This is a genomic window from Micromonospora sp. NPDC049201 (assembly GCF_055586805.1).
In genome coordinates this window covers 84,087-105,255 of sequence record NZ_JBVJHM010000018.1, presented here as the reverse complement: position 1 = coordinate 105,255, position 21,169 = coordinate 84,087, and the positions used below count along the sequence as shown (strand labels likewise).

At 75.0% G+C, this 21,169-nt stretch carries 19 protein-coding genes and 1 tRNA gene; 7 read left to right on the top strand and 13 right to left on the bottom strand.

Going from position 1 to position 21,169, the window contains the following annotated elements; all coding sequences use genetic code 11:
- Positions 1 to 81 precede the first annotated feature (81 nt).
- From cobA to cobC, 3 genes are read right to left on the bottom strand one after another with little or no spacing between them, the layout of a single operon-like run.
- Positions 82 to 1,398 (bottom strand): uroporphyrinogen-III C-methyltransferase, encoded by a 1,317-nt coding sequence (gene cobA / locus ACZ6O5_RS29795; protein WP_465981457.1) that lies wholly within the window; start codon positions 1,396 to 1,398, stop codon positions 82 to 84.
- Positions 1,395 to 2,579, bottom strand: a complete 1,185-nt coding sequence (locus ACZ6O5_RS29790) for a nicotinate-nucleotide--dimethylbenzimidazole phosphoribosyltransferase (protein WP_465981473.1) — start codon at positions 2,577 to 2,579, stop codon at positions 1,395 to 1,397. Before ACZ6O5_RS29790 ends, cobA begins: the two co-directional genes overlap by 4 nt.
- Entirely contained in the window at positions 2,579 to 3,655 is a 1,077-nt protein-coding gene (cobC, locus tag ACZ6O5_RS29785) for an Rv2231c family pyridoxal phosphate-dependent protein CobC (RefSeq protein WP_465981455.1), read from the bottom strand. The genes ACZ6O5_RS29790 and cobC overlap by 1 nt, the downstream gene beginning before the upstream one ends.
- Positions 3,656 to 3,775: 120 nt before the next feature.
- Here cobC and ACZ6O5_RS29780 point away from each other — a divergent pair, with 120 nt between their 5' ends.
- Positions 3,776 to 5,908, top strand: coding sequence for a transglycosylase domain-containing protein (locus ACZ6O5_RS29780; protein ID WP_465981453.1), 2,133 nt, complete (start codon positions 3,776 to 3,778; stop codon positions 5,906 to 5,908).
- A 139-nt stretch (positions 5,909 to 6,047) separates the two neighbouring features.
- Here the strand turns inward: ACZ6O5_RS29780 and ACZ6O5_RS29775 are convergent, their stop codons facing one another.
- Positions 6,048 to 6,617, bottom strand: coding sequence for a GNAT family N-acetyltransferase (locus ACZ6O5_RS29775; RefSeq protein WP_107162677.1), 570 nt, complete (start codon positions 6,615 to 6,617; stop codon positions 6,048 to 6,050).
- Positions 6,614 to 7,984, bottom strand: a complete 1,371-nt coding sequence (locus ACZ6O5_RS29770; RefSeq protein ID WP_465981451.1) for a cobyrinate a,c-diamide synthase — start codon at positions 7,982 to 7,984, stop codon at positions 6,614 to 6,616. Before ACZ6O5_RS29770 ends, ACZ6O5_RS29775 begins: the two co-directional genes overlap by 4 nt.
- 138 nt (positions 7,985 to 8,122) lie before the next feature.
- Between ACZ6O5_RS29770 and ACZ6O5_RS29765 the strand changes: the two genes are divergently transcribed.
- Positions 8,123 to 8,953 carry an SURF1 family cytochrome oxidase biogenesis protein gene (locus tag ACZ6O5_RS29765; RefSeq protein WP_465981471.1) on the top strand — a complete coding sequence of 277 codons (831 nt, stop codon included), beginning with the start codon at positions 8,123 to 8,125 and terminating at the stop codon, positions 8,951 to 8,953.
- A 31-nt stretch (positions 8,954 to 8,984) separates the two neighbouring features.
- Here the strand turns inward: ACZ6O5_RS29765 and ACZ6O5_RS29760 are convergent, their stop codons facing one another.
- The 4 genes from ACZ6O5_RS29760 to ACZ6O5_RS29745 all read right to left on the bottom strand — a co-directional run bounded on the left by ACZ6O5_RS29760 (position 8,985) and on the right by ACZ6O5_RS29745 (position 13,362).
- Positions 8,985 to 10,568 carry an ATP-dependent DNA ligase gene (locus ACZ6O5_RS29760; protein ID WP_465981449.1) on the bottom strand — a complete coding sequence of 528 codons (1,584 nt, stop codon included), beginning with the start codon at positions 10,566 to 10,568 and terminating at the stop codon, positions 8,985 to 8,987.
- A gap of 250 nt (positions 10,569 to 10,818) precedes the next feature.
- Entirely contained in the window at positions 10,819 to 11,025 is a 207-nt protein-coding gene (locus ACZ6O5_RS29755; protein WP_107162680.1) for a hypothetical protein, read from the bottom strand.
- A 300-nt stretch (positions 11,026 to 11,325) separates the two neighbouring features.
- Positions 11,326 to 12,687: a M20/M25/M40 family metallo-hydrolase gene (locus ACZ6O5_RS29750; protein WP_465981447.1), complete on the bottom strand. Its 1,362-nt coding sequence runs from the start codon at positions 12,685 to 12,687 to the stop codon at positions 11,326 to 11,328.
- Positions 12,688 to 12,708: 21 nt separating this feature from the next.
- A complete protein-coding gene (locus ACZ6O5_RS29745; protein WP_465981445.1) occupies positions 12,709 to 13,362 on the bottom strand; it encodes a uridine kinase family protein in 654 nt (217 codons plus the stop codon).
- A gap of 110 nt (positions 13,363 to 13,472) precedes the next feature.
- On the opposite strand from ACZ6O5_RS29745, the gene ACZ6O5_RS29740 reads away from it, so the two are divergent.
- Positions 13,473 to 13,874, top strand: coding sequence for a rhodanese-like domain-containing protein (locus tag ACZ6O5_RS29740; RefSeq protein WP_343447654.1), 402 nt, complete (start codon positions 13,473 to 13,475; stop codon positions 13,872 to 13,874).
- 85 nt (positions 13,875 to 13,959) lie between these two features.
- Here the strand turns inward: ACZ6O5_RS29740 and ACZ6O5_RS29735 are convergent, their stop codons facing one another.
- The 3 genes from ACZ6O5_RS29735 to ssb all read right to left on the bottom strand — a co-directional run bounded on the left by ACZ6O5_RS29735 (position 13,960) and on the right by ssb (position 17,566).
- A complete protein-coding gene (locus ACZ6O5_RS29735; RefSeq protein ID WP_465981443.1) occupies positions 13,960 to 15,504 on the bottom strand; it encodes a cobyric acid synthase in 1,545 nt (514 codons plus the stop codon).
- On the bottom strand, positions 15,501 to 16,571 hold the full coding sequence (locus ACZ6O5_RS29730) for a cobalamin biosynthesis protein (protein ID WP_465981441.1): 1,071 nt from the start codon (positions 16,569 to 16,571) through the stop codon (positions 15,501 to 15,503). The genes ACZ6O5_RS29735 and ACZ6O5_RS29730 overlap by 4 nt, the downstream gene beginning before the upstream one ends.
- Before the next feature lie 146 nt (positions 16,572 to 16,717).
- Positions 16,718 to 17,566, bottom strand: coding sequence for a single-stranded DNA-binding protein (ssb, locus tag ACZ6O5_RS29725; protein WP_465981439.1), 849 nt, complete (start codon positions 17,564 to 17,566; stop codon positions 16,718 to 16,720).
- A gap of 285 nt (positions 17,567 to 17,851) precedes the next feature.
- On the opposite strand from ssb, the gene ACZ6O5_RS29720 reads away from it, so the two are divergent.
- Together ACZ6O5_RS29720 and ACZ6O5_RS29715 are read left to right on the top strand one after the other, a co-directional pair.
- Entirely contained in the window at positions 17,852 to 18,262 is a 411-nt protein-coding gene (locus ACZ6O5_RS29720) for an HPF/RaiA family ribosome-associated protein (protein WP_107162685.1), read from the top strand.
- 177 nt (positions 18,263 to 18,439) lie between these two features.
- Positions 18,440 to 19,465, top strand: a complete 1,026-nt coding sequence (locus ACZ6O5_RS29715) for an alpha/beta hydrolase (protein ID WP_405090905.1) — start codon at positions 18,440 to 18,442, stop codon at positions 19,463 to 19,465.
- Between the two features lie 58 nt (positions 19,466 to 19,523).
- On the opposite strand, the gene ACZ6O5_RS29710 is transcribed toward ACZ6O5_RS29715, so the two are convergent.
- Positions 19,524 to 20,258 (bottom strand): hypothetical protein, encoded by a 735-nt coding sequence (locus ACZ6O5_RS29710; RefSeq protein WP_465981436.1) that lies wholly within the window; start codon positions 20,256 to 20,258, stop codon positions 19,524 to 19,526.
- A gap of 169 nt (positions 20,259 to 20,427) precedes the next feature.
- Here ACZ6O5_RS29710 and ACZ6O5_RS29705 point away from each other — a divergent pair.
- Both ACZ6O5_RS29705 and ACZ6O5_RS29700 read left to right on the top strand, forming a co-directional pair.
- A tRNA-Arg gene (locus ACZ6O5_RS29705) sits at positions 20,428 to 20,500 on the top strand.
- A gap of 234 nt (positions 20,501 to 20,734) precedes the next feature.
- Entirely contained in the window at positions 20,735 to 21,166 is a 432-nt protein-coding gene (locus ACZ6O5_RS29700; RefSeq protein ID WP_465981434.1) for a hypothetical protein, read from the top strand.
- Positions 21,167 to 21,169: the final 3 nt, after the last annotated feature.

Here is a 21,169-nt window from a genome sequence, read left to right as displayed (position 1 = left end):
CGACGAATCCCCTAGAAGACACCACGGTCAGTCAGAGGGTGAGTCAGACCGGCCGGGTGACCCGCTCCCACATCATCACTGTCAGGGGGTCAGGGCGTTGACGACGTCGCCGATGACCACGATGGCGGGTGGGCGGAGGCCGGCGGCGGTGACGTCGGCGGCCACCGCGCCGAGGGTCGAGCGGAGAGTGCGCTGGGTGGCGGTGGTGCCCTCCTGGATCACCGCCGCCGGGGTGGTCGGCGGTCTGCCGTGCGCGGTCAGCGTCGCCGCGATCGCCGCCAGGTTCTTCAGGCCCATCAGGATCACCAACGTGCCCCGCAGACCGGCCAGCGACTCCCAGCTCACCAGCGAGGCCGGCGAGTCCGGCGCGACGTGCCCGGACACCACGGTGAACTCGTGCGCCACCGCCCGGTGGGTCACCGGCACCCCGGCCACCCCGGGCACCGCGATCGCGCTGGTCACCCCCGGCACCACGGTCACCGGCACCCCCGCCTCGGCGCAGGCCAGCAACTCCTCGCCGCCGCGCCCGAAGACGTACGGGTCGCCGCCCTTGAGCCGGACCACCACCTTGCCGGCCCGGGCCCGGTCCACCAGGATCCGGTTGATCTCCTCCTGGGCGCGCGACGGCCCGTACGGGATCTTCGACGCGTCGACCAGCTCGACGTCCGGCCGCAACTCGTCCAGGAGCAGCCCGGGGACGAGCCGGTCGGCGACCACCACCTCGGCCTCGGTGAGCAGCCGCCAGCCCTTCACCGTGATCAGCTCCGGATCGCCGGGCCCGGCCCCGACCAGTGCCACACGCCCACCGTGGCCGGCACCGGAGGCGTCGGCGGTGCTAGCTGTGCTGGCGGTGCCGGCCGTGCTGGCGATGCTGGCGTCAAGCGGGTCCCGCCCCTCTACCGAATCCGTTAACAGGGGGCCCCTCCTTGCGCTCAGGAGGGTGCGGACGGCGTCGCGGACCGCCCTCGCGCGGTGCGGGTCGCCACCGCCGAGCACGGCCACCGTCACCGGGCCGTGCCGGGTCACCGCGGGCGTCCACGCGCTGGCCGCAACCCGGTCGTCGGCCCGGACGCAGAAGATCCGCCGCTCGGCCGCGGCGGCGCTCACCGCCGCGGCGGCGGCCCGGTCGTCCACCGCGACGTGCGCCAGCCAGGCGCCGTCCAGGTCACCGACGGCGAAGCGACGCGGCTCCCAGTGCAGCCGCCCGGCGTCGGCGTAGGCACGCAGCGCCGGCGTCAGCTCCGGCGCGACCAGCAGGACGTCCGCGCCGGCGTCGAGCAGCGCGGGCACCCGCCGGGTGGCCACCGCTCCGCCGCCCACCACGACCACGCGCCGACCGGCCAGCCGCAACCCCAGGGGGTACGGGCTGGGCGACGCCTCCGGGGCCGGCCCGCTCACTTCTCGGCCACCCCTGCCGAGTCGAACGTGGCCACCTCGTGCAGCACCCGGACCGCGCCGGTGACGACCGGCAAGGCGAGCAGCGCGCCGGTGCCCTCGCCGAGCCGGAGCCCCAGGTCGACAAGCGGTTCCAGCCCGAGGTGCCGCAGCGCCACCGTGGCGCCCGGCTCGGCGCTGCGGTGCCCGGCGACCATGGCGCCCACCGCGTCCGGCGCGAACGCGGCGGCGGCCAGCGCGGCGCTGACCGCGATCACGCCGTCCAGGAGCACCGGCACCCGACGCGCGGCGGCGCCGAGGATCAACCCGGCCAGCGCGGCGTGCTCCAGCCCGCCGACGGTGGCGAGGACGCCCAGCGGGTCGGCCGGGTCCGGCGTGTGCCGCTCCAGCGCGGCCCGCACCACGCCGACCTTGCGGGCGTACGTCTCGTCGTCCACGCCGGTGCCCCGGCCGGTCGCCGCCGCCGCGTCGACGCCGGTGAACGCGGCGACAAGCGCGGCGGCCGGCGTGGTGTTGCCGATGCCCATGTCGCCGGTGAGCAGGATGCCGGCGCCGGCGTCGACCAGCTCGCCGGCGATCCGGATGCCGGTCTCCACCGCTGCCCGGGCCTCGTCCCGGGTGAGTGCCGCGGTGACCGTCATGTCCCGGGTGCCGGCCCGCACGTTCGCCGCCACCAGACGCGGCCCGGCCGGGTCGGCGGGCGTCGCGACCAGGCTGGCGGAGAGCACCGCCGGGGCGGTCGGCGGGCCGTCCGAGGCGGCCGGGTCGGCGAGCGGATCGTCCGAGGCGGCGGCGAGCACGGCCGGGTCGGCGGGCGGGCCGATCGGGAGCGGGGTGGCGACGCCGACGTCGACCACGGTGACCGAGGCGCCGGCCTGCCGGGCGAACGCGTTGACCACCGCGCCGCCGGCCAGGAAGTTGCCGATCATCTGGGCGGTGACCTCCTGCGGCCACGGGGTCACCCCCTGGGCGTGCACCCCGTGGTCACCCGCGAAGATCACCACCGTGGCCGGATCGGGCAGCGGCGGCGGGCAGGTCCCGGCCAGGCCGGTGAGGCGTACCGAGAGCGGCTCCAGGGCGCCGAGCGAGCCGGCGGGCTTGGTCAGCCGGCCATGCAGCTCGCGCGCCGCCGCCATGGCCGACTCGTCGAGCGGGCGGATCGCCGCGACGGTGGACTCCAGCATCATGCCTCCAGGATCCGTGCCAGTGTCTCGATGAACGCGTCGGTGGTGGCCCGGTCGCGGACCGCGATCCGGAGCCAGTCCGGGCCGAGCCCGGGGAACGTGTCGCCCCGGCGTACCGCCCAGCCGTGCTCGCGCAGCCGCTCCCGCAGCGCGGCGGCGCCGGGGGTGTGGATCAGGACGAACGCGCTGGCCGGCTGCCCCGCCACGCGTACCCCGGGCAGGTCGGACAGGCGGGCCACCAGGTGCTCGCGGTCGGCGGCGAGCCCGGCGGCGATCGCGCGCTCGGCCGCGACCGCGACCGGCCCGGCGCAGGCGGTGGCGGCGGCGAGCGCCGGGGTGGAGACGGCCCAGAGCGGCTGGGCGGCGGCGAACCGGGCCAGCAGGTCGGCGTCGCCGAGCAGGTAGCCGATCCGCAGCCCGGCCAGCCCCCAGGTCTTGGTGAGGCTGCGGACCACCACGAGGCCGGGCAGGTCGCGGCGGGCGGCGAGGGATTCCGGCTCGCCGTCGACGCCGGGCGCGACGGTGGTGTCGGCGAACGCCTCGTCGACCACCAGCACCCGGCCGGGACGGGCCAGCGCGGCGATCGTGTCCGCCGGGTGCAGCACCGAGGTCGGGTTGGTGGGGTTGCCGACCATGACCAGGTCGGCGTCGGCCGGCACCCGGGCCGGATCGAGCCGGAAGCCGTCGGCCGGGTCGAGCAGCACCCGGTCCACCCGGTGGCCGGCGGCCCGCAGCGCGGCCTCCGGCTCGGTGAACTGCGGGTGCACCACCACCGGGTGGCGGGCGTCACGCAGCGCGCGGGCGATCAGCACGAAGCCTTCGGCGGCGCCGGCGGTGAGGAGTACCTCGTCCGGGGGTCGCCCGTGCCGGTGACCGACGGCGGCGCGGGCGGGGGCCGGGTCCGGGTACGCGGCCAGCTCGCCAAGCGCGGCGGTGACCGGGTCGGCCAGCCAGTCGGGCATCGGGGCGCGGCGCACGTTGACCGCCAGGTCCACCAGGCCGGGCGTGGCCTCGGCGTCCCCGTGGTGTGCCAGGTCGGGTTCGGCGGGCGCGGCGGCGGGCGGTGGTGCGGACATGACCGCGATCCTGCCGGGAAGCCGCGTCCCGGGACAGCGCATCCCGGCGTGGGTCGCGTCACGCCCGCCCGTTTATGAATTCTTCTCATTTCCGAATCGGAAATGTCATAGCTTGACCCCGTGAGCAACCGACCCCTTGCGTCCGCCGGTCGTGCCGTGCCCCTACTCCGTGCCGGGCTGATCGCCGGCATCGTCGTCGCCGCCGCGTTGTACCCGATGGCCGCCGTCACCGGCATCGGCGCGAAGGCCACCGCGCACGCCGTGGAGCAGAAGACGAACATCCTCAAGACCGCGCTGCCGGCCGAGACCTCGTACCTCTACGCGCCCGACGGCAGGACCGTGCTGACCATGTTCTACGAGGAGTACCGGCAGTACACCAAGATCGAGGACATGTCGCCGAACATCCAGCAGGCGATCGTCGCCGCCGAGGACAACCGCTTCTACCAGCACCACGGCGTCGACCCGAAGGGCGTGGCGCGCGCCTTCGTCTCCAACGCCCGCTCCGGCGGCGTCTCCCAGGGCGCCTCGACGCTCACCATGCAGTACGTCCGGATGGCGCTGCGGGACAGCGCGAGCACGCCCAAGGAGGTCCAGGAGGCCACCCAGCAGACCAGCCTGCGCAAGGTCAAGGAGATGCGCATGGCGCTCGACATCGAGAAGCACCTGAGCAAGGAGCAGATCCTCGAGCGCTACCTCAACTCGGCCTACTTCGGCCACCGGGCGTACGGCATCTACGCCGCCTCGCAGATCTTCTTCTCCAAGACGCCGGCCACGCTCACCCCGGTCGAGGCGGCCACGCTCGCGGGGCTGGTGAAGTCCCCCTCCGAGTACGACCCGATCACCTCCGACCAGAAGGACGCCACCGGCCGACGCAACTACGTGCTGGACAACATGGCCCGCCTCGGTTACCTGTCGCCGGACGCCGCCGCCACGGCCAAGGCCCAGCCGATCACGCTGAAGCTGACCGACCCGCCGAACGACTGCGCCGCGATCGACGGCGCGCACCGCGCCTGGGGCTTCTACTGCGACTACCTGAAGAACTGGTGGAGCGCGCAGCCCGCGTTCGGCGAGAACCGCCTCGAACGGATGGACAAGCTGCGCCGGGGCGGCTACCGGATCGTGCTCGCGCTCGACCCGAAGACGCAGGCGGCGGCCGAGAAGAACGTCGGCGCCAAGGACAACACCGGCAGCCCGTTCGCCAACGGCGTCGTGGTCGCCGAACCCGGCACCGGGCGGATCAAGGCGATGGCGGTGAACCGGAACTACTCGCTCGACCTGGCCGAGAACCCGAACAGCTCGAACCCGGAGGCCGGCCCGAAGGTCAAGGCGAACTACCCGAACACGGTGGCGCCGCTGCTCGGCGGCGGGACACTCCCCGGCTACCAGGCCGGCTCCACGTTCAAGATGTTCCCGATGCTCGCCGCGCTCAACGCCGGGATGCCGCTGTCCACCGCGTACGACTCGCCCTACCGGTACCAGTCGGCGGTCTACGACGGCTGGGCGCCGTCCAACGCCAGCGGCGCGATGACCGGCCGGCAGACCATGTGGTCCGGCTTCGGCAAGTCAGTGAACACCTACTTCGTGCAGCTGGAGGAGAAGGTCGGCGCGGACGCCGGGGTGCGCCTGGCCGAACAGCTCGGGCTGCGCTGGCGTACCGACGTGGACAAGGATCAGGCGTCGCCGGCCAAGGCGAGGAAGTGGGGCGCATTCACGCTCGGCGTCTCCGACGCCACCCCGCTGGAGATGGCGAACGCGTACGCGGCCGTCGCCGCCGACGGACGCTACTGCGAGGCGATCCCGGTCAACGCGATCATGAACCGGGACGGCACGCCGACCACCTGGTCCACGCCGGGCGGGGTGCAGCGCGAGGTGGCCAAGCCCCGGTGCCGCCAGGTGGTCAACGCGGACGCGGCCCGGGCCGCCACCGACGCGGCCCGCTGCCCGACCGGCGACACCCCGGCCAAGGGGACCTGCGGTGGCTGGTCGACGGCGGACAGCGTACGGAAGACGGTCGGCCGGCCGGTCGCCGGCAAGACCGGCACCACGGACAGCACCCGGTCGGCGTGGTTCGTCGGCTACACCCCGGAGCTGGCCGCGGCGAGTTTCATCGCCGATCCGGACAACCCGTTCAACGCGGTGGGTGACGGGCAGTCCCAGATCCCGGTGAACGCGGTCGCCGAGACGCTGCGCGACGCCCTGAAGGGCCAACCGACGCGCCAGTTCACCCCGCCCTCCGACCAGATCGTCGGCTGACCGCCCCACCGACCGCCCGGGGGTGCGCCCGGGTTAGTTGATCAAGGAGTTTGCGCCCGGGATCGCCTGATCCCCGACGCGAACTCCTTGATCGACGTCGGGCGTGCGGGGGTCGGGCGTGCGGGGGTGGGGTGGGGGTTCAGTGGAGGTCGGCGGCTACGAAGGACCACAGTTCCAGGTCGACGCGGGCGCCACGGACGAAACCCGCGTTGCGGAGCAGGCCCTCGTAGCTGAAGCCGGCCTTCTCGGCGACCCGCCGGGAGGCGACGTTGCCCGGCGCCACCCGCAGCTCCACCCGCTGGAAGCCGTGCTCCAGGATCAACGCGATCGCCACCGCGTCCACCGCCTCCACCGCCAGGCCGAAGCCCCGGGCGTGCGGCGCGAGCGCGTACGACACCTCGGTGAGCCGGGCGCCCCAGTCGGTGCGCCGGGTCCAGAGGCAGCCGACCACCCGCTGGTCCTCCCGCCGCACCACCGCCCAGTGGTCACCGTCGCCGCTGTCCCGCCGCTGCCGGGCCAGCTCGGTGCACCAGGCCCGCCCGTCGATCTGCCCGGCCGCCTCGGCCAGCGGCAGCCAACGCTGGGTCTGCCGGTCGGCGAACACCTCGTCCACCGCCTCCGCGTCCGCCGCGACCAGCCGGCGCACCTCGATCCGCGGGGTGGAGACGGTCAGCGCCGGGAACCGGCGTACCGCCACCTGACCGATCACGCCGGAGCCGCCACGGACGCCCGGGCGGCGGCCACCAGCCGCTCGGCGACACCGGGAATCGCGGCCCAGTGCGGCACGAGCTGCGAGGCGTGCACCCCGTGGCGGACGAAGCCCTCCGGCGTGCCCCCGCCCCACTGCCAGGCCGGCCGGTCACCGGCCCGCGGGGTGAGCACCGCCGCGTGCTGCTTGTGCCCGGTCACCGTCACGCCGGCCGACGCCACCACGCTGCCGGTGACCGCGGTGGCCTCCCGGTAGCCGACCACCAGGCCGTCCCGGACCGTGCCGACCGCGTCGAGCACCCCGCACATGGGCAGACCGTCCAGCTCTCGGGCCAGCCAGAGCAGGCCGGCCCCCTCGGCGACCACCGGCCGTCCGGAGCGGGCCAGCTCGGCCACCGCGATGCAGAGCCGCCGATTGGCGGAGAGCTGCTCCGCGTACGTCTCCGGGAGCGCGCCGCCGACGACCAGCGCGCGGGCCCCGGCGGGCAGCGCCTCGTCGCGCAGCGGATCGAGCGTGACCACCTCGGCGCCGGCGGCGCACAGCAGCTCGACGGCCTCCGGATGGCTGTAGCTGCCGGCCGGGCCACCGGCCAGCGCGACCACCGGCCGCTCCGCGGCGTCCGACGGCCCGTCCGCCGGGTCGGGCGACCAGGGCTCGACGGTCAGCGCGGGGGCGGAGCGGGCCAGCGTGAGCAGCCGGTCGAGGTCGACGGTGGCGGCCACCGCCTCGCCGAGCCGGCGCACCCCGCGCTCGGCCTCGGCGTCGCCGCGCACCACCGGCGCGGCGCCGTGCCGGCGGGCGGGCAGCACCGGGGGCAGCTCGTGCCGGCGCAACGCGCCGTAGACCGGCACCCCGACGTCGTCCAGCGCCTCCCGCAGCAGCGTCTCGTGCCGGGGCGAGGCCACCCGGTTGAGGATCACGCCGCCCAACCAGAGCTGCTCGTCGTACGCCCGGAAGCCGTGCACCAGCGCGGCCACCGACTGGCCCATCGCGGCCACGTCCACCACCAGCACCACCGGGCTGCGCAGCGCGGTGGCGACCGCGGCGGTGGACTCGCTCTCCGGCCGGCCGGCCACCGAGTCGTACAGCCCCATGGTGCCCTGCACCAGCGCGAGCCCGGCCCCGGCCGCACCGTGTGCGAAGAGCGGACCGACCCGCTCCGGACCGACCAGCCGCGGGTCCAGCGTGCGCCCCGGCCGGCCGGCGGCCAGCCCGAGGTACGCCGCGTCCACCTGGTCCGGGCCGACCTTGAACCCGGCCACCGCAAGCCCTCGGTCGGCGAGGGCCGCGAGCAGGCCGAGGGAGAGGGCACCGGTGCCGTGCCCCGAGGAGGGCGCGCTCAGCACGACCCGCGGCACGTCGGTCATTCTCGACTCCTGGATCCTCCGGGTGATTTCCGCCCGCGTGACCATACCCGTCCGGTCCGCTCCACGACGGCCGCCCGCCGCCCCGATCACCGCCGGCAACCGCGAGTGGCCCCGCTCATACGGGTAGCCTTGACCACCGTGTACCGGTTCCTGCTGACCCCGCGCTGGCTGGGCTACCTGGCGCTGACCCTGGTGGCCGCCGCGGTGATGGTGTTCCTGGGCAACTGGCAGCTGGACCGCTACCACGGGCGGACGGCGGTCAACGAGCGGATCGACGCCGGCGCCACCATGACGCCCGCGCCGCTGCGGAACGCACTGCCCGCGCCGACCGGTGGCCCGGGCAGCGTGGGCCCGGCCCCGGCGGGGCGCCTCACCTGGAGCCGGGTCACCGCCACCGGCCGCTACGACAATGCCAACGTCGTTCTGATCCGCGGCCGGACCGTCGACAACACGGTCGGCTTCGAGGTGCTCACCCCGCTGGTGCTCGCCGACGGCACCGCGGTGCTCGTCGACCGCGGCTGGATCCCACCCGTCCCGGGCGCCGGCGCGACCGTCCAGCCCTCGGTGCCGGTGGCGCCGGCCGGCGAGGTGACCGTCACCGGCCGGGTGGTCGGCAGCGAGAGCGGCGGCGGTGGGGTGGCCCGCCGCGACGGCAAGCTGGAGGCCCGCCGCATCGACATCTCCCGCCTGGCGAAGCAACTGCCCTACCCGGTGACCGGCGGTTACGTGCTGCTGGACGGCCAGACGCCGGCCGCCGACCCGGCGTTCCAGGCGGTGCCGATCGGGCACACCAACAACTGGCAGAACTTCGGCTACGTGTGGCAGTGGTGGATCTTCGCGGTGATGAGCCTGGTCGGCTACGGCTGGGTGGCGCGCCGGGAGGCCCGCCGGCGGGCCGGCCTGGACGGCCCGCGTGTGCCGGTGGACCGGGCCGCCGAACCGGCAGCCGCCGGACCCGCCGCCCCCTGACCCACCGCCCCCTGAGACCGGGCCGGCCGGCTCAGCCGCTGACCCGGCCGGCGTGGATCGCCCGGACCGCGTCGATCGTGTCCGCCTCGGCGGCGGTCTTGTCGTCCCGGTAGCGCACCACGCGGGCGAAGCGCAGCGCCATCCCGCCCGGGTAGCGGCTGCTGGTCTGCACCCCGTCGAAGGCGATCTCGACCACCTGCTCCGGCCGCACCCGGACCACCCAGTCGCCCTTCTCCACGGCCAGCGCCAGGAACCGCTCGGTCTGCCAGCGCAGCAGCTCGTCGGTCAACCCCTTGAACGTCTTGCCGAGCATGACGAACTCGCCGGTGCCCGGGTCGCGGGCGCCGAGGTGCAGGTTGGACAGCCAGCCCTGGCGCCGGCCGCTGCCCCACTCCACCGCCAGCACCACCAGGTCGAGCGTGTGCCGGGGCTTGACCTTGACCCAGGCCGCGCCGCGCCGGCCGGCGTCGTAGGGCGCGGCCGGGTCCTTGACCACCACACCCTCCTGACCGGCGTCGACCGCCGCGGCGAACGCCGCCGCGGCCTGCGCCGCGTCGTCCACCTCCACCCGGCCGACCAGCAGCGCCGGGTCGACCGCGCGGGCCAGCGTCGCCCACCGCTCCCGCCCGGGCAGGTCGATCAGGTCGGCGCCGTCGAGGTGCAGCAGATCGAAGAAGTACGGCGTGAGCACCGGCTCGCCGGCACGCTCGGCGGCGGCGAGCACGGCCGGCGCGACCGGGGTGCGGCCGGTGGTGCTGGGCGTGGTGCGCCGGGCCGCGTGGCTCGACGTCTGCTGGAACGGCAGCGGCCGGCCGGCCGCGTCGAGCCCGATCGCCTCGCCGTCGAGCACCAGCTCCCGGGCGGGCAGCGCGCGGACGGCGGCCACCACCTCGGGCAGCCGACCGGTGATCTCGTCGAGGCTGCGGGTGAACACCGCGATGTCCTGACCGGAACGGTGCACCTGGATGCGGATGCCGTCGAGCTTGACGTCCACCACCGCCGGCGTGCCGGTGGCGGTGAGCGCCTCGTCGACCGAGGGCGCGCTCTGGGCCAGCATCGGCGCGAGCGGGCGGCCCACCTGGAGCCCGAACCCGGCCAGCGCGGCGGCGCCGCCGGTGAGCGCCGCGACCGCCACCGCCCGCAGGTCGCCGGCGAGCAGCAGGGCCCGGCGGACGACAGTGGCCGGCACCTCGGCGGCCCGGGCCACCGCCTCGGCGAGCAGGCCGGCCTGGGCGCCCTGCCGCAGCTCCCCCCGGAACAGCCCGACCAGCAGGCGTTGCTCGTCGGCGGTCGCGGCGGCGAAGAGCCGGCCGACAAGCTCCCGCCGCCGGGCCTGGGAGCCGGTGCCGCCGACCCGGGAGATCTCCTCGACCGCCGCGTCGACGCCGGACACGGTCAGCGTCGGCGCGGCGGCCGGTGGTGGCAGGTCACGCAGCCCCGCCCAACCGACGCCGGTCTGCCGTTGGCGCAGCTCACCGGCGAGATAGCCGGCGCCGGCCGCGATCTCGGCCGGGTCGAGCCCGCGCAGCGCGGCGGCCAGCAGCTCCACCTTGGCCCGCCGACCACCGGTGGCACCGACCGCGGCCGAGGTGGCCGCCAGCTCCGCGAAACGCACGCCCACATCCTGCCAGTCACCTGTGACAGCGGGGCGCTTCCGGCGGCCCGGCCCACCGCATCGGGTGCGCCGGGCCGGCCGAATCGCCCCGCCGAGCCGATCGCGCGGCCGAATCGCACGGTCGGCCGGATCGCGCGGATCGCGCCACGCGGGCGGATCGCGCCACGCGGGCGGATCGCGCCACGCGGGCGGATCGCGCCACGCGGGCGGATCGCGCCACGCGGGCGGATCGCGCGGCCGGACGGGAGCGTCAGGCCGAGACCGGCTCCTCCACGCGCAGGCCGCGCCCGCGCACGCCGTCGGCGACCCGGGTGAGCAGCGCGTCGAGCGTGACCAGCGTGGCGGAGAGCTCACCGAGCTGTTCCTTGAGCGTGGCCTCGGGCCACGCGGAGACGTCGACGTCCCCCAGAGCACGGACGGCGGCTTGGAGCCGCGCCATCTCTTCGTTCGTACGCATGTTCGAAAGGCTATAACACCCAGCCCGCCGACACACCGCAAACTCCGACATCCATCCCGAAGTTACGGTTTCGACACCGGGCGCGGCGCGACCGGGCAATGAGGTGGGTCGGAGGCGATATACCGCAGAGGCATAATTATGACCGTCAGGCATATCGCTTCCGACCGCATCGCCTCGCCCTCCCGTCACCCACCGTGACGGAGCCGGGCGTCATAAGTCAGCCGGGCACCGTGACCGAGCCGGGCACCCCGACGACATCGGCCACCGAGCCGACACCGGCCACCGTGGCGACGGCCGCGGTCAGGCGCGGCCCGCCTCGGCCACCTTGGCCAGCAGCAGCGCCTCGGCCAGGCAGACCCGGGCGAACTCGCCCAGGTGGAGGCTCTCGTTCGGGCCGTGCGCCCGGGCGTGCGGGTCCTCCACGCCGGTCACCAGGATCGCCGCCCGCGGAAACATCTCCTGGAACGTGGCGATGAACGGGATCGAGCCACCCACCCCGATGTCGACCGGGTCGGTGCCGTCCCAGGCGCCCCGGAACGCGGCCCGCGCCGCGTCGAACATCGGCCCGCTGGCGTCGATCACGCACGGCGCGCCGTCGTGCTCGAACGTCACCGTCACCTGCGCGCCCCACGGCGCGTTCCGCTCCAGGTGCGCGGTCAGCGCGGCGTACGCCTTCTTCGGGTTGTCGCCCGGCGCCAGCCGTACGCTCAGCTTCGCCTTCGCGGCCGGGACCAGCGCGTTCGGTGCCTCGCCGGTGGCCGGCGCGTCGATGCCGAGGATCGCCAGCGCCGGCTTGGTCCAGAGCCGGTCGGTGATCCGGCCGGTGCCGAACAACCGCGCGCCGTCGACCAGGCCGACCTCCGCGCGGAACCGGTCCTCCGGGTAGTCGACGACGGCCCCCTCGCGACCGGCCAGGCCGTCCACCGCGACGTCGCCGGCGTCGTCGTGCAGCGTGCCCAGCAGCTTCACCAGCGCGGTCAGCGCGTCCGGCACCGCGCCGCCGAACATGCCGCTGTGCACCGCGTGGTCGAGCGTGCGCACCTCCACGAAGCAGTTGACGATGCCGCGCAGCGAGGTGGTCAGCGCCGGCACACCGACGTCCCAGTTGGTGGAGTCGGCGATCACGATGACGTCCGAGGCGAGGTCGTCCCGGTGCTCGGCGAGCAGCCGCTCCAGCGAGTCCGAGCCGTACTCCTCCTCGCCCTCGACGAACAGCACCACGCCCACCGGGAGCCGGTCGCCGAACGCGCGCAGCGCGGCCACGTGCGCCATGATCCCGGCCTTGTCGTCGGCGGCGCCCCGACCGTAGAGGCGGCCGTCGCGCTCCACCGGCTCGAACGGGTCGGACTCCCACAGCGACAGGTCCCCGACCGGCTGCACGTCGTGGTGGGCGTAGAGCAGCACGGTGGGTGCGCCGGGCGGGGCCGCCTTCGTCCCGATCACCGCCGGCTGGCCGCCGGAGCGGACGATCCGGGTGTCGAGGCCGCAGCCGCGCAGCAGCTCCGCCACCGCCTCGGCGGAGCGCTCGACGTGCGAGTGGTCGAAGCCCTCGAAGGCGATGCCCGGAATGCGGACGAGTCGGTCCAGGTCGGCACGGACACCGGGCAGTTCCCGCTCGACGGCGGCCCGCACCTCGGACTCGGAGATGATCGGAGTGGTCATGACCGGAATCGTATGCCGGCCTTACCCGGGCACGCCCTCCCAGCCCGGTCGCCGGCCGAAGCGCACGAAGTAGCGGTCCGCGTCGTGCGGCAGGTCGGGCGCACCGTTCACCACCAGGTCCACCGCTGCCGCGGTGCCGTCCGCGGTGAAGTGCGCCCGCTCCCCGGCGTGCCAGCGACGCAGCTCCGGCAGCACCTGGACGCCGTCGCGGGCCAGCGCCCGGGCCAGCCGCAAATCGGGCGGCGCGGTCACCAGCACCGACAGCGTCAGCTCGGGGCGCACCGCGGCACGCGCCGCGCTCACCCCCTCGACGATCAGCACCGGCCCGGCCGGCACCGGCACCACCCGGTCCAGGAAGCGACGGCGGACCCAGCTGTACCGGCGGTGGCCGCCCGCCCGCCCGGCCCGTACCGGGCCGAGCACCCACTCCTCCAGGCGGGTCCAGAACGTGAGCTGGTCGTCCCATCCGTCGAGCAGGTCGTCGGTGCGGACCAGCGGCGGCCGGACGCCGCCCGGAACCGCCGCGAGCGCGTCCGCGAGGCGCGTCGCGAACACGCTCTTGCCCGCGCCGCTCGGCCCGTCGACCGCCACCAGCCGGGTACGCCCCAACCGCGCCGGCCCGGCCAGCACCCGGCGGGCCAACCCGGCGTACGCCTCGACCACCTCGACGTTCACCCGACCGACGCTAACGTTCCCCCGTCCGCTGGATCCTGCGACCCGGCGGGCCGTTTCACCGGGCGGCGCGGCGGCCCGGTGGGCATGATCTGGGGGTGCTCCATGACGTGATGTGTCCGGGCGTCGACGCCCTCCTGGAACAGGCCCGCGCCGGTCTCCGCCGGCTCACCCCGCACGAGACCGTCGAGGCGGTCCGCAACGGGGCGCTGCTGATCGACACCCGCACCGAGACGCAACGTCGTGAGGAGGGCGAGCTGCCCGGCGCGATCGTCATCGACCGCACGGTGCTGGAATGGCGGCTCGACCCGGCCAGCGCGTGGCGCATCCCGGAGGCCACCGGCTACGACCGCGAGATCGTGGTCGTGTGCCGCCAGGGCTACAGCTCCAGCCTGGCCGCCGCCAGCCTCCAGACGCTCGGGCTGCGTCAGGCGACCGACATGATCGGCGGTGTGCAGGGCTGGCGGGAGGCCGGGCTGCCGATGTCCGACCGCCCGGCCGACGTACGCGTCTGAGCCACCCGCCGCCCGGTCGCGGCGGCCGGCTGCCGTCGCGGTCGCCCGTTCGCGGCGGCCGGTGCCGGCGGCCCGACGCGGCGGTTCAGTCGGGTGCGCCCGGTGGCACGAACGGCAGGCCCGACGGCGGGCCGGACTCGATCAGTCGCCACAGCGCGCCGGTGTCCAGGTGCTCCTCCACCAGGTCGCCGAGCAGGTCCAGGGTCCGTTCCCGGGCCGCCGCGAACGACGTGTCCGGCGCGACCTTGAAGCCGGTCCGGCCGGACACGCCCGCGACCTCGGCGAGGAACCGGCGGCGGAACGCGTCGGACTCGAACGCGCCGTGCCAGTGCGTGCCGTACACCGCGCCGAGCCGGGCGCCCTCGCCGGTGCCGTCGGCGTAGCGCAGCAGCGGCGGCAGGCCCGGGTCGGCGGCGGAGACCCGACCGTGGTGGATCTCGTACCCGTCCACCGGCACGTCCGTGTCGCCGGCCGCCGTGCCCTCGGCCCGGCGGACCGTCTTGCGCCTGTCGAACGTCACCTCGACCGGCAGCAGACCGAGGCCGGGGACGCTGCCCCGACGACTCTCCACCGGGTCGTGGATCGCCCGGCCGAGCATCTGGAACCCGCCGCAGATGCCGAGCAGCGGACGGCCGGCGGCGGCGTGCCCGAGGACCGCGTCGGCCAGGCCGGTCTCCCGCAGCCAGGCCAGGTCGGCGACCGTCGACTTCGAGCCGGGCAGCACCACCAGGTCCGCGGCGGCCAACTCGGCCGGTTCGACGGTCAGCCGCACCCGGACCCCGGGCTCGGTGGCGAGCGCCTCCACGTCGGTGGCGTTGCTGACCCGGGGCAGCCGGACCACTGCCACGTCGAGCCACTCGGTGCCGCGCGGGCCCGCCGGCCGCCCGAGCACCCGCCCGTACGCGAGCGAGTCCTCCGCGTCCAGCCACAGGTCCAGCGCCCAGGGCAGCACCCCGTACGTGGGACGGCCGGTGACCCGGTGCAGCATGTCCAGCCCGGGGCGGAGCAGCCCCAGATCGCCCCGGAACTTGTTGATCACGAAGCCGGCGACGAGCGCCTGGTCGGCGGCGTCCAGCAGCGCCACGGTGCCGAACATCGAGGCGAACACGCCGCCCCGGTCGATGTCGCCCACCACGATCGCCGGCAGGCCGGCCTGCCGGGCCAGCCCCATGTTGACGTAGTCGCCGGCCCGCAGGTTGATCTCCGCCGGGCTGCCCGCGCCCTCGCAGATCACCACGTCGTACTCGGTGCGCAGCTCGGCCAGCGCCGCGTACGCGGTGGCGGCGAGCCGGGGGCGCAACGCGTGGTAGTTGCCGGCGGTGACCGTGTCGACCGCCTCGCCGAGCAGCACCACCTGACTGGCGAGGTCGCTGCCCGGCTTGAGCAGCACCGGGTTGAAACGCAGGTCGGGGGCGAGCCCGGCGGCGGCGGCCTGCATCGCCTGCGCCCGGCCCAGCTCGCCGCCCCGACCGTCCGGGCCGACCACCACCGCCGAGTTGTTGGACATGTTCTGCGCCTTGAACGGGGCGACCCGGACACCCCGGCGGCGCAGCCAGCGACAGATGCCGGCGGTGAGCACGCTCTTGCCGGCGTCGGAGGTGGTGCCGGCGACCAGCAGCCCGCCGCTCACCGCCCGCTCCCCCGGTTGGCGACCGATCCCGCCGGCGAAGCCCCGGCCGCCGCCGACCAGCCGGCCACCGCCCAACAGCCGGCCGCCGTGCGCAGCGCGGCCCGGCCGGCGGCGCCGGCCAGCCGGCCCACCGTCACCGGGTAGAGCGCGGCCAGACCGAGCGCGGCCAACCCCACCGCGCCGGAGACCCGGGCGGCCCGCTTCAGGTGCCGCGCCTCCGGTCGAGGCCCGTCACCGAGGAACGGCCGCGTCTCCGAGCGACCGAAGTACACGTTGCGCCCGCCCAGCCGGACGCCGAGCGCGCCGGCCATCGCCGCCTCGCACTGCCCGGCGTTCGGGCTCGGATGGTCGGCCCGGTCCCGCCGCCACACGTGCCACGCGCTGGCGCGGTTCCCGTGCACCACCGGCGCGACGGCCACGGTGAGCAGCCCGGTCAGCCGGGACGGCACCAGATTGAGCAGATCGTCCAGCCGGGCGGCCGGGGTGCCGAACCGGGCGTACCGGGGCGAGCGGTGGCCGACCATGGCGTCGAGCGTGTTCGCCGCCCGGTAACCGAGCAGGCCGGGAAGCCCCGCGACCGCGCCCCAGACCAGCGGCGCGACCACCGCGTCGGAGGTGTTCTCGGCGACCGACTCGACGGTGGCCCGGGCCAGCTCCGGTTCGTCGAGCGTCGACGGGTCCCGTCCGCAGAGATGACCGAGGCGGGCCCGCGCGGCGGGCAGGTCGGCCCGGCGCAGCGCCCGCGCCATCACCCGGGACTCGTGCCGCAGCGTCCGCCCGCCGAGCACCGTCCAGGTGCCGGCGGCCACCAGCGCGGCCCGTGCCACCGGATGCCGTCGGGTGACGCGCCCGGCGGCGGCCCCGAGCAGCACCGGCGCACCCACCGCGAGCGCGGTGAACACGACGCCGGCCGCGCGGTCCGGGCGGTAGACCCGCCGCTCCAGCGCACCGGCGGCGCGGCCGAAGCCGGCCACCGGATGCCACCGGCGCGGGTCGCCGAGCAGCGCGTCGAGCGCGTAGCCCGCCACCAACCCGGTCGCGTTCGCCATCGCGGTCGCCTGCCGCACCCGTCACCACCTCCGGCCGGCCAGCCTAGCCGTACCGGCGGTCCGGAGGGGGCCGTGCCGCGGGGTGGCAGCGCCGACGCCGCCACCCCGCACCCCCGTTGCCCGGCCGACCGCTCAGGCAGGCGCCCGCGTACGCCGCCGGCTGCTCAGGCAGGCACCGGCGTACGCCGTCGGCCGCGACGGCCCGGGGCAGCCCCGCCGCCGGACGCCACGCCGGCCGACCCCGCACCGCTCGACCCGTCCTCGGTCGGCAACTCGATCTCGGCCAACTCGTCGTCCTCGGGCGGGGCCGGCCCGTCCCCCTCCTCGGCGGCCAACTCGTCGTCCTCGCCCACCCCCGGTCCACCGAGCCGGGTGTCCCGGCCGCCGGTCGGGCCGCCGCCCGGCCGCGTCCCGCCGCCGGTCCCCGGACCGGCGGGCCGGTCGTCGAACGGATCGAGTTCGATCACCCGGTCCAGCGCGCCGGTGAGGCCGACCCGTGCCGGCCCGAACTCCGGCGGCGGAAAGTCGTCGTCGAGCGGCCGGTCGTCGAACCTGGCCGGCACCTGCTCGTCGGGCACCGGCTCGGTCGCCTCGCCGTGCACCCGCTGCTCCGCCTCGGCGTCCTCGACCGAGCTGGTGGCCGCGCGCGGCTGGTTGCGCAGGAAGCGCGACCGGCCCCGGGACAGGTCGTGCCCGACCGCGACCGCCTCCAGCTCGTAGAGCGTGCGGTGGTTACCGGCCTCGTCGGTCCAGTCCCGGGTGTAGAGGCGGCCGGCGACGATCACCGGATCACCCACCGCCACCGAGGCGGCCACCCCCTCAGCCAGGCGTCGCCAGCAGTTGACGCGAACCCGCAGGCTGTTGCCGTCGACCCAGCGACCGCTGTCCCGGTCGAGCCGGCGGGCGGTCGAGGCGACCTTGAAGTTGGCCACCAGCGTTCCGCTCTGCGTGGTCCGCCGCCACTCCGGCGCGGTCAAAATGTTACCGACGATCGTTACGTGGGTGTCGAACATCGCCCCTCCCAGGGATCGGCTTGTCCGGGAGAGCGTGGGCCGGGACAACCCGCCCGGGCCACCCGTCGGCTCCCGCCTGTGGATGACGGACCGCCTTGTGGACAACCGCCTGATCAAGGTCCCGATCTGCTAGGCCGATGGCCTCTACGGCGTCGACCTGCGGGGACACATGGTCGGAAAGTGACCGGCGCGAGGCGTTCCGGAAACACGCCGGCTGGGTAAGTAATGATCAACCGAGAGAAAGGGAGCGCCGATGCTTCTCCGAGACGTCCGCGAGGCAGCGCGATGAGCGCCGTGGCGAACCCCGCGACCGTGGCCGAGTGCCTCCGGGTCGGCGCCGGGTTCTCCCAGGGTGACCGCAACTGGATCGCCGAGCAGTTCGGGACGCTTGACGCCCGACTCGCCAGCTTCCACGCCGACGCCACCGAGCTGGAGGTGTCGGTCAAGGACCGCGAGGCCCGGGGCCAGAAGGTGACGCTGGAGTGCTGGGTCGCCGGCCGGCAGAAGATCGTGACCACCTCGACCGAGGAGGACCTGCACGCCGCGCTCAACGACGTCCGGGACGATCTGCGCCGCAAGCTCAACGACGCGAAGACCCGCCAGGAGCCGCGCAGCAACAAGCACCTGCGCCCGACGGAGCAGCCCGCGGCCGTCCCGCTCCAGGTGGGCGAGCGCGAGGACGCCGAGACCGCCTGATTCCGGTACGCCCGCCCGCACGGTGCCGGCGGGCGGGCCGCCACCGTTTCCGGTCAGGCGGGGGCTCCGCTCGACAGGTCGCTGTCAAGCGGGGCCCCCGCCTCTACCGAATGCGTTAAGCCGGGCCCCTCCTTACACCCCTACCGCCGGGTAGCTCGGCGGCGTACCGTCGCGGTCGTGGAACCGGACGTGCTGGGGGCGCCCTACGAGCGGCGCACCATCGAGTTGGGCACCGACGACGAGGGGCCGGTGGTCGCGACCCTGGTCCGCCGGCGGGCCGACCGGCCGACCGGCCGCGCCGTGCTCTACGTGCACGGCTTCGTCGACTACTTCTTCCAGACCCACGTGGCTGACTTCTTCGCCGAGCGCGGCTGGGACTTCTACGCCCTCGACCTACGGAAATACGGTCGCAGCCTGCTGCCGCACCAGACCCCGAACTTCTGCCGCGACCTGAGCGACTACTTCCCCGAGCTGGACGCCGCCGCGGAGATCATCCGCGCCGAGGAGGGGCACGAGACCCTGCTCGCCATGGGCCACTCCACCGGCGGGCTGATCATCTCGCTCTGGGCGGACGCCCGCCGCGACGCCGGCCTGGTCGACGGCATCGTGCTGAACAGTCCCTTCTTCGACATCAACGCCCCCTGGGTGGTCCGTCGACCCCTCGCCGCCGCCGTCTCCCGCCTGGGCCGTCGGGCGCCGCAGCGCATCCTGCCGTTCGGGCTCGGCACCGTGTACGGCGAGAGCCTGCACGCCGACCACCGTGGCGAGTGGCGCTACGACCTGGAGTGGAAGCCGCTCGCCGGGTTCCCGGTCCGGGCCGGCTGGCTCAACGCGATCCGCACCGGCCAGCGCCGGCTACGCGCCGGGCTGGACATCCCCGTGCCGGTGCTGCTGGCCTGCTCCACCCGCACCTTCCGGGGTACGAAGTGGCACGACAGCGCCACCGGCGCCGACGCGGTGCTCGACGTGGAGCACATGGTCCGCTGGGCGCCCCGGCTCGGCCGGCACGTCACCCTGGCCCGCTTCGACGGTGGGTTGCACGACCTCACGTTGTCCAGTCCCGCCGTACGCGAAAAGGTCTTCGCGGAAGTCGGGCGCTGGGCGGAGGGTTTCCTCCGGGTGGGCCCGACCGAGCCGGAGGCCGCGCCACCGGCACCGCGCCGGCCGGCCGACGAACCGGCCGGAGCCACCGCCGAAGGCTGAACCGGCGGCCGACCCGCCCCCTCCCGTCGCCGGCTCGGCGCGGGCCGGCCCCGACCGGTCAGCCGTCGACGACCTCGACGAGCGCGGACCGGATCCGGTCGAACGTGGCGACCGGGTGCCCGCCGTCGCGGGCCGGCAGCAGCACGCCCAGGCAGTGCGGCACCGGCTCGCCGTCCGGCCCGGCCTCGACCGCGAAGACGGGCGCGCCCACGTAACCGGCCGGCAGCTCGGTGGTCACCCGCACCGCGTCGTCGTGCCGGGCGACCCGCTCGGCCACCGCCTCCAACGGCCGTGACCCGTCCTCGGCGACGCCCAGGGCCAGCACGAACGCCGAGCCGGGCGTCGCGCCGACCCGGGCCACCGCGTCGGCCGGCGCGGCGACCGCCTCGGTCACCTGTTGGGTACGCCAGCGCCAGCCCCGGTCGTCGGCGTAGCCGTGCAGCCCACCGGTGGGCATCGCGGCCAGCCCCAGCTCCGGCAGGTGCAGCCAGTGGTCGGCGAAGCCGGCCAACTCGATCGGCTCGTCCGCGCCCTCGGCCGGATCGGTGACGCTGGGCCGCAACCCGATCTCCCCGTACGCCCGGTCGGTGAGTGCGTCGGCGGTGAGCAGCCACTCGTGCGCGATCTCCCCGTCGTCTGTCGCGCCGACCAGCTCGCTGTAGAAGAACGCGGTACCGACCGTGCCGGCCGGAGCCCCCGGTCCTGTCGCCCCGGAGACGGGCAGGATGGCCCGTCCGAGGTGCTGGCACAGCGCGAAGATGATCTCGTTTTCGGTGTCCTGGTCGAGCAGCATCCGCCGAGGGTACGGATCGAGATGCGGTCGCCGGGCCGGGACCCGCCGGAACGGGGATGCCGGTCCGGGCACCGGCGTGGCACGCTGGGCGGCGACGTGGACGCGCCGACCCGTACCCCCGGGCGGGCCAGGGCCGGCGGTACCCTCTTGGCGCGACGATCGTCGGCGCGCGCCCGTAGCTCAGCGGATAGAGCAGGGGACTTCTAATCCCAAGGCCGCAGGTTCGAATCCTGCCGGGCGCACACCTTCTTAGCTGCGGAAACGTTGGCCGGCACTGTTGGGTGACGGGGTCCCGCCCCACTCGGAGCCCACCGCGTCACCCGTGCCCAGCCGCAGCACTTCCTCGGTGATGGCTGTTTGCCGGGTGCCTGGAACATCTCTCCTGAAGGCAAGTCGGCGAAGCCGGCGCGGCAGCGATCGCCATGCCACGACGGTCGCCGACCACCCGCACGATCGTTGCGGCAGCCACGCCCCTCGTGGGATATCAGTCCATCGCCTATGGCAGTAGCATCTATCTCCAAACCTCAACAGCCCGGGACGAGATGGTGAATACCTGGTTGCAGGCCGGTATGGCGGTCGTGGTCGGTTTGATGACTGCGGCCGGTGCCTTGATCGGAGTCCGGCTGTCCGTGCACGGGTCTGATCGGGCGACCGAACAGCGGGAGCTGGCAGGGCGTCGTGAGGAATGGTGGAGGCGCTTCACCTGGGCGGCAGAACTCGCACTAGATGATGCTCCGGTAAAGCGGGTCACAGGACTCAAGCTGCTGACCAAGCTCGCCCAGTCCGACTTGGCGAAGCGCGATGAGTGCCTGCTGATCGATGTGTTCCAAGGTCGTGTGCTCGACGAACTCTTGAGCGATCTCTCGGGCAACAGTGAGGGCGGCCATCGCTATGACCCAGCAGCGTGACAT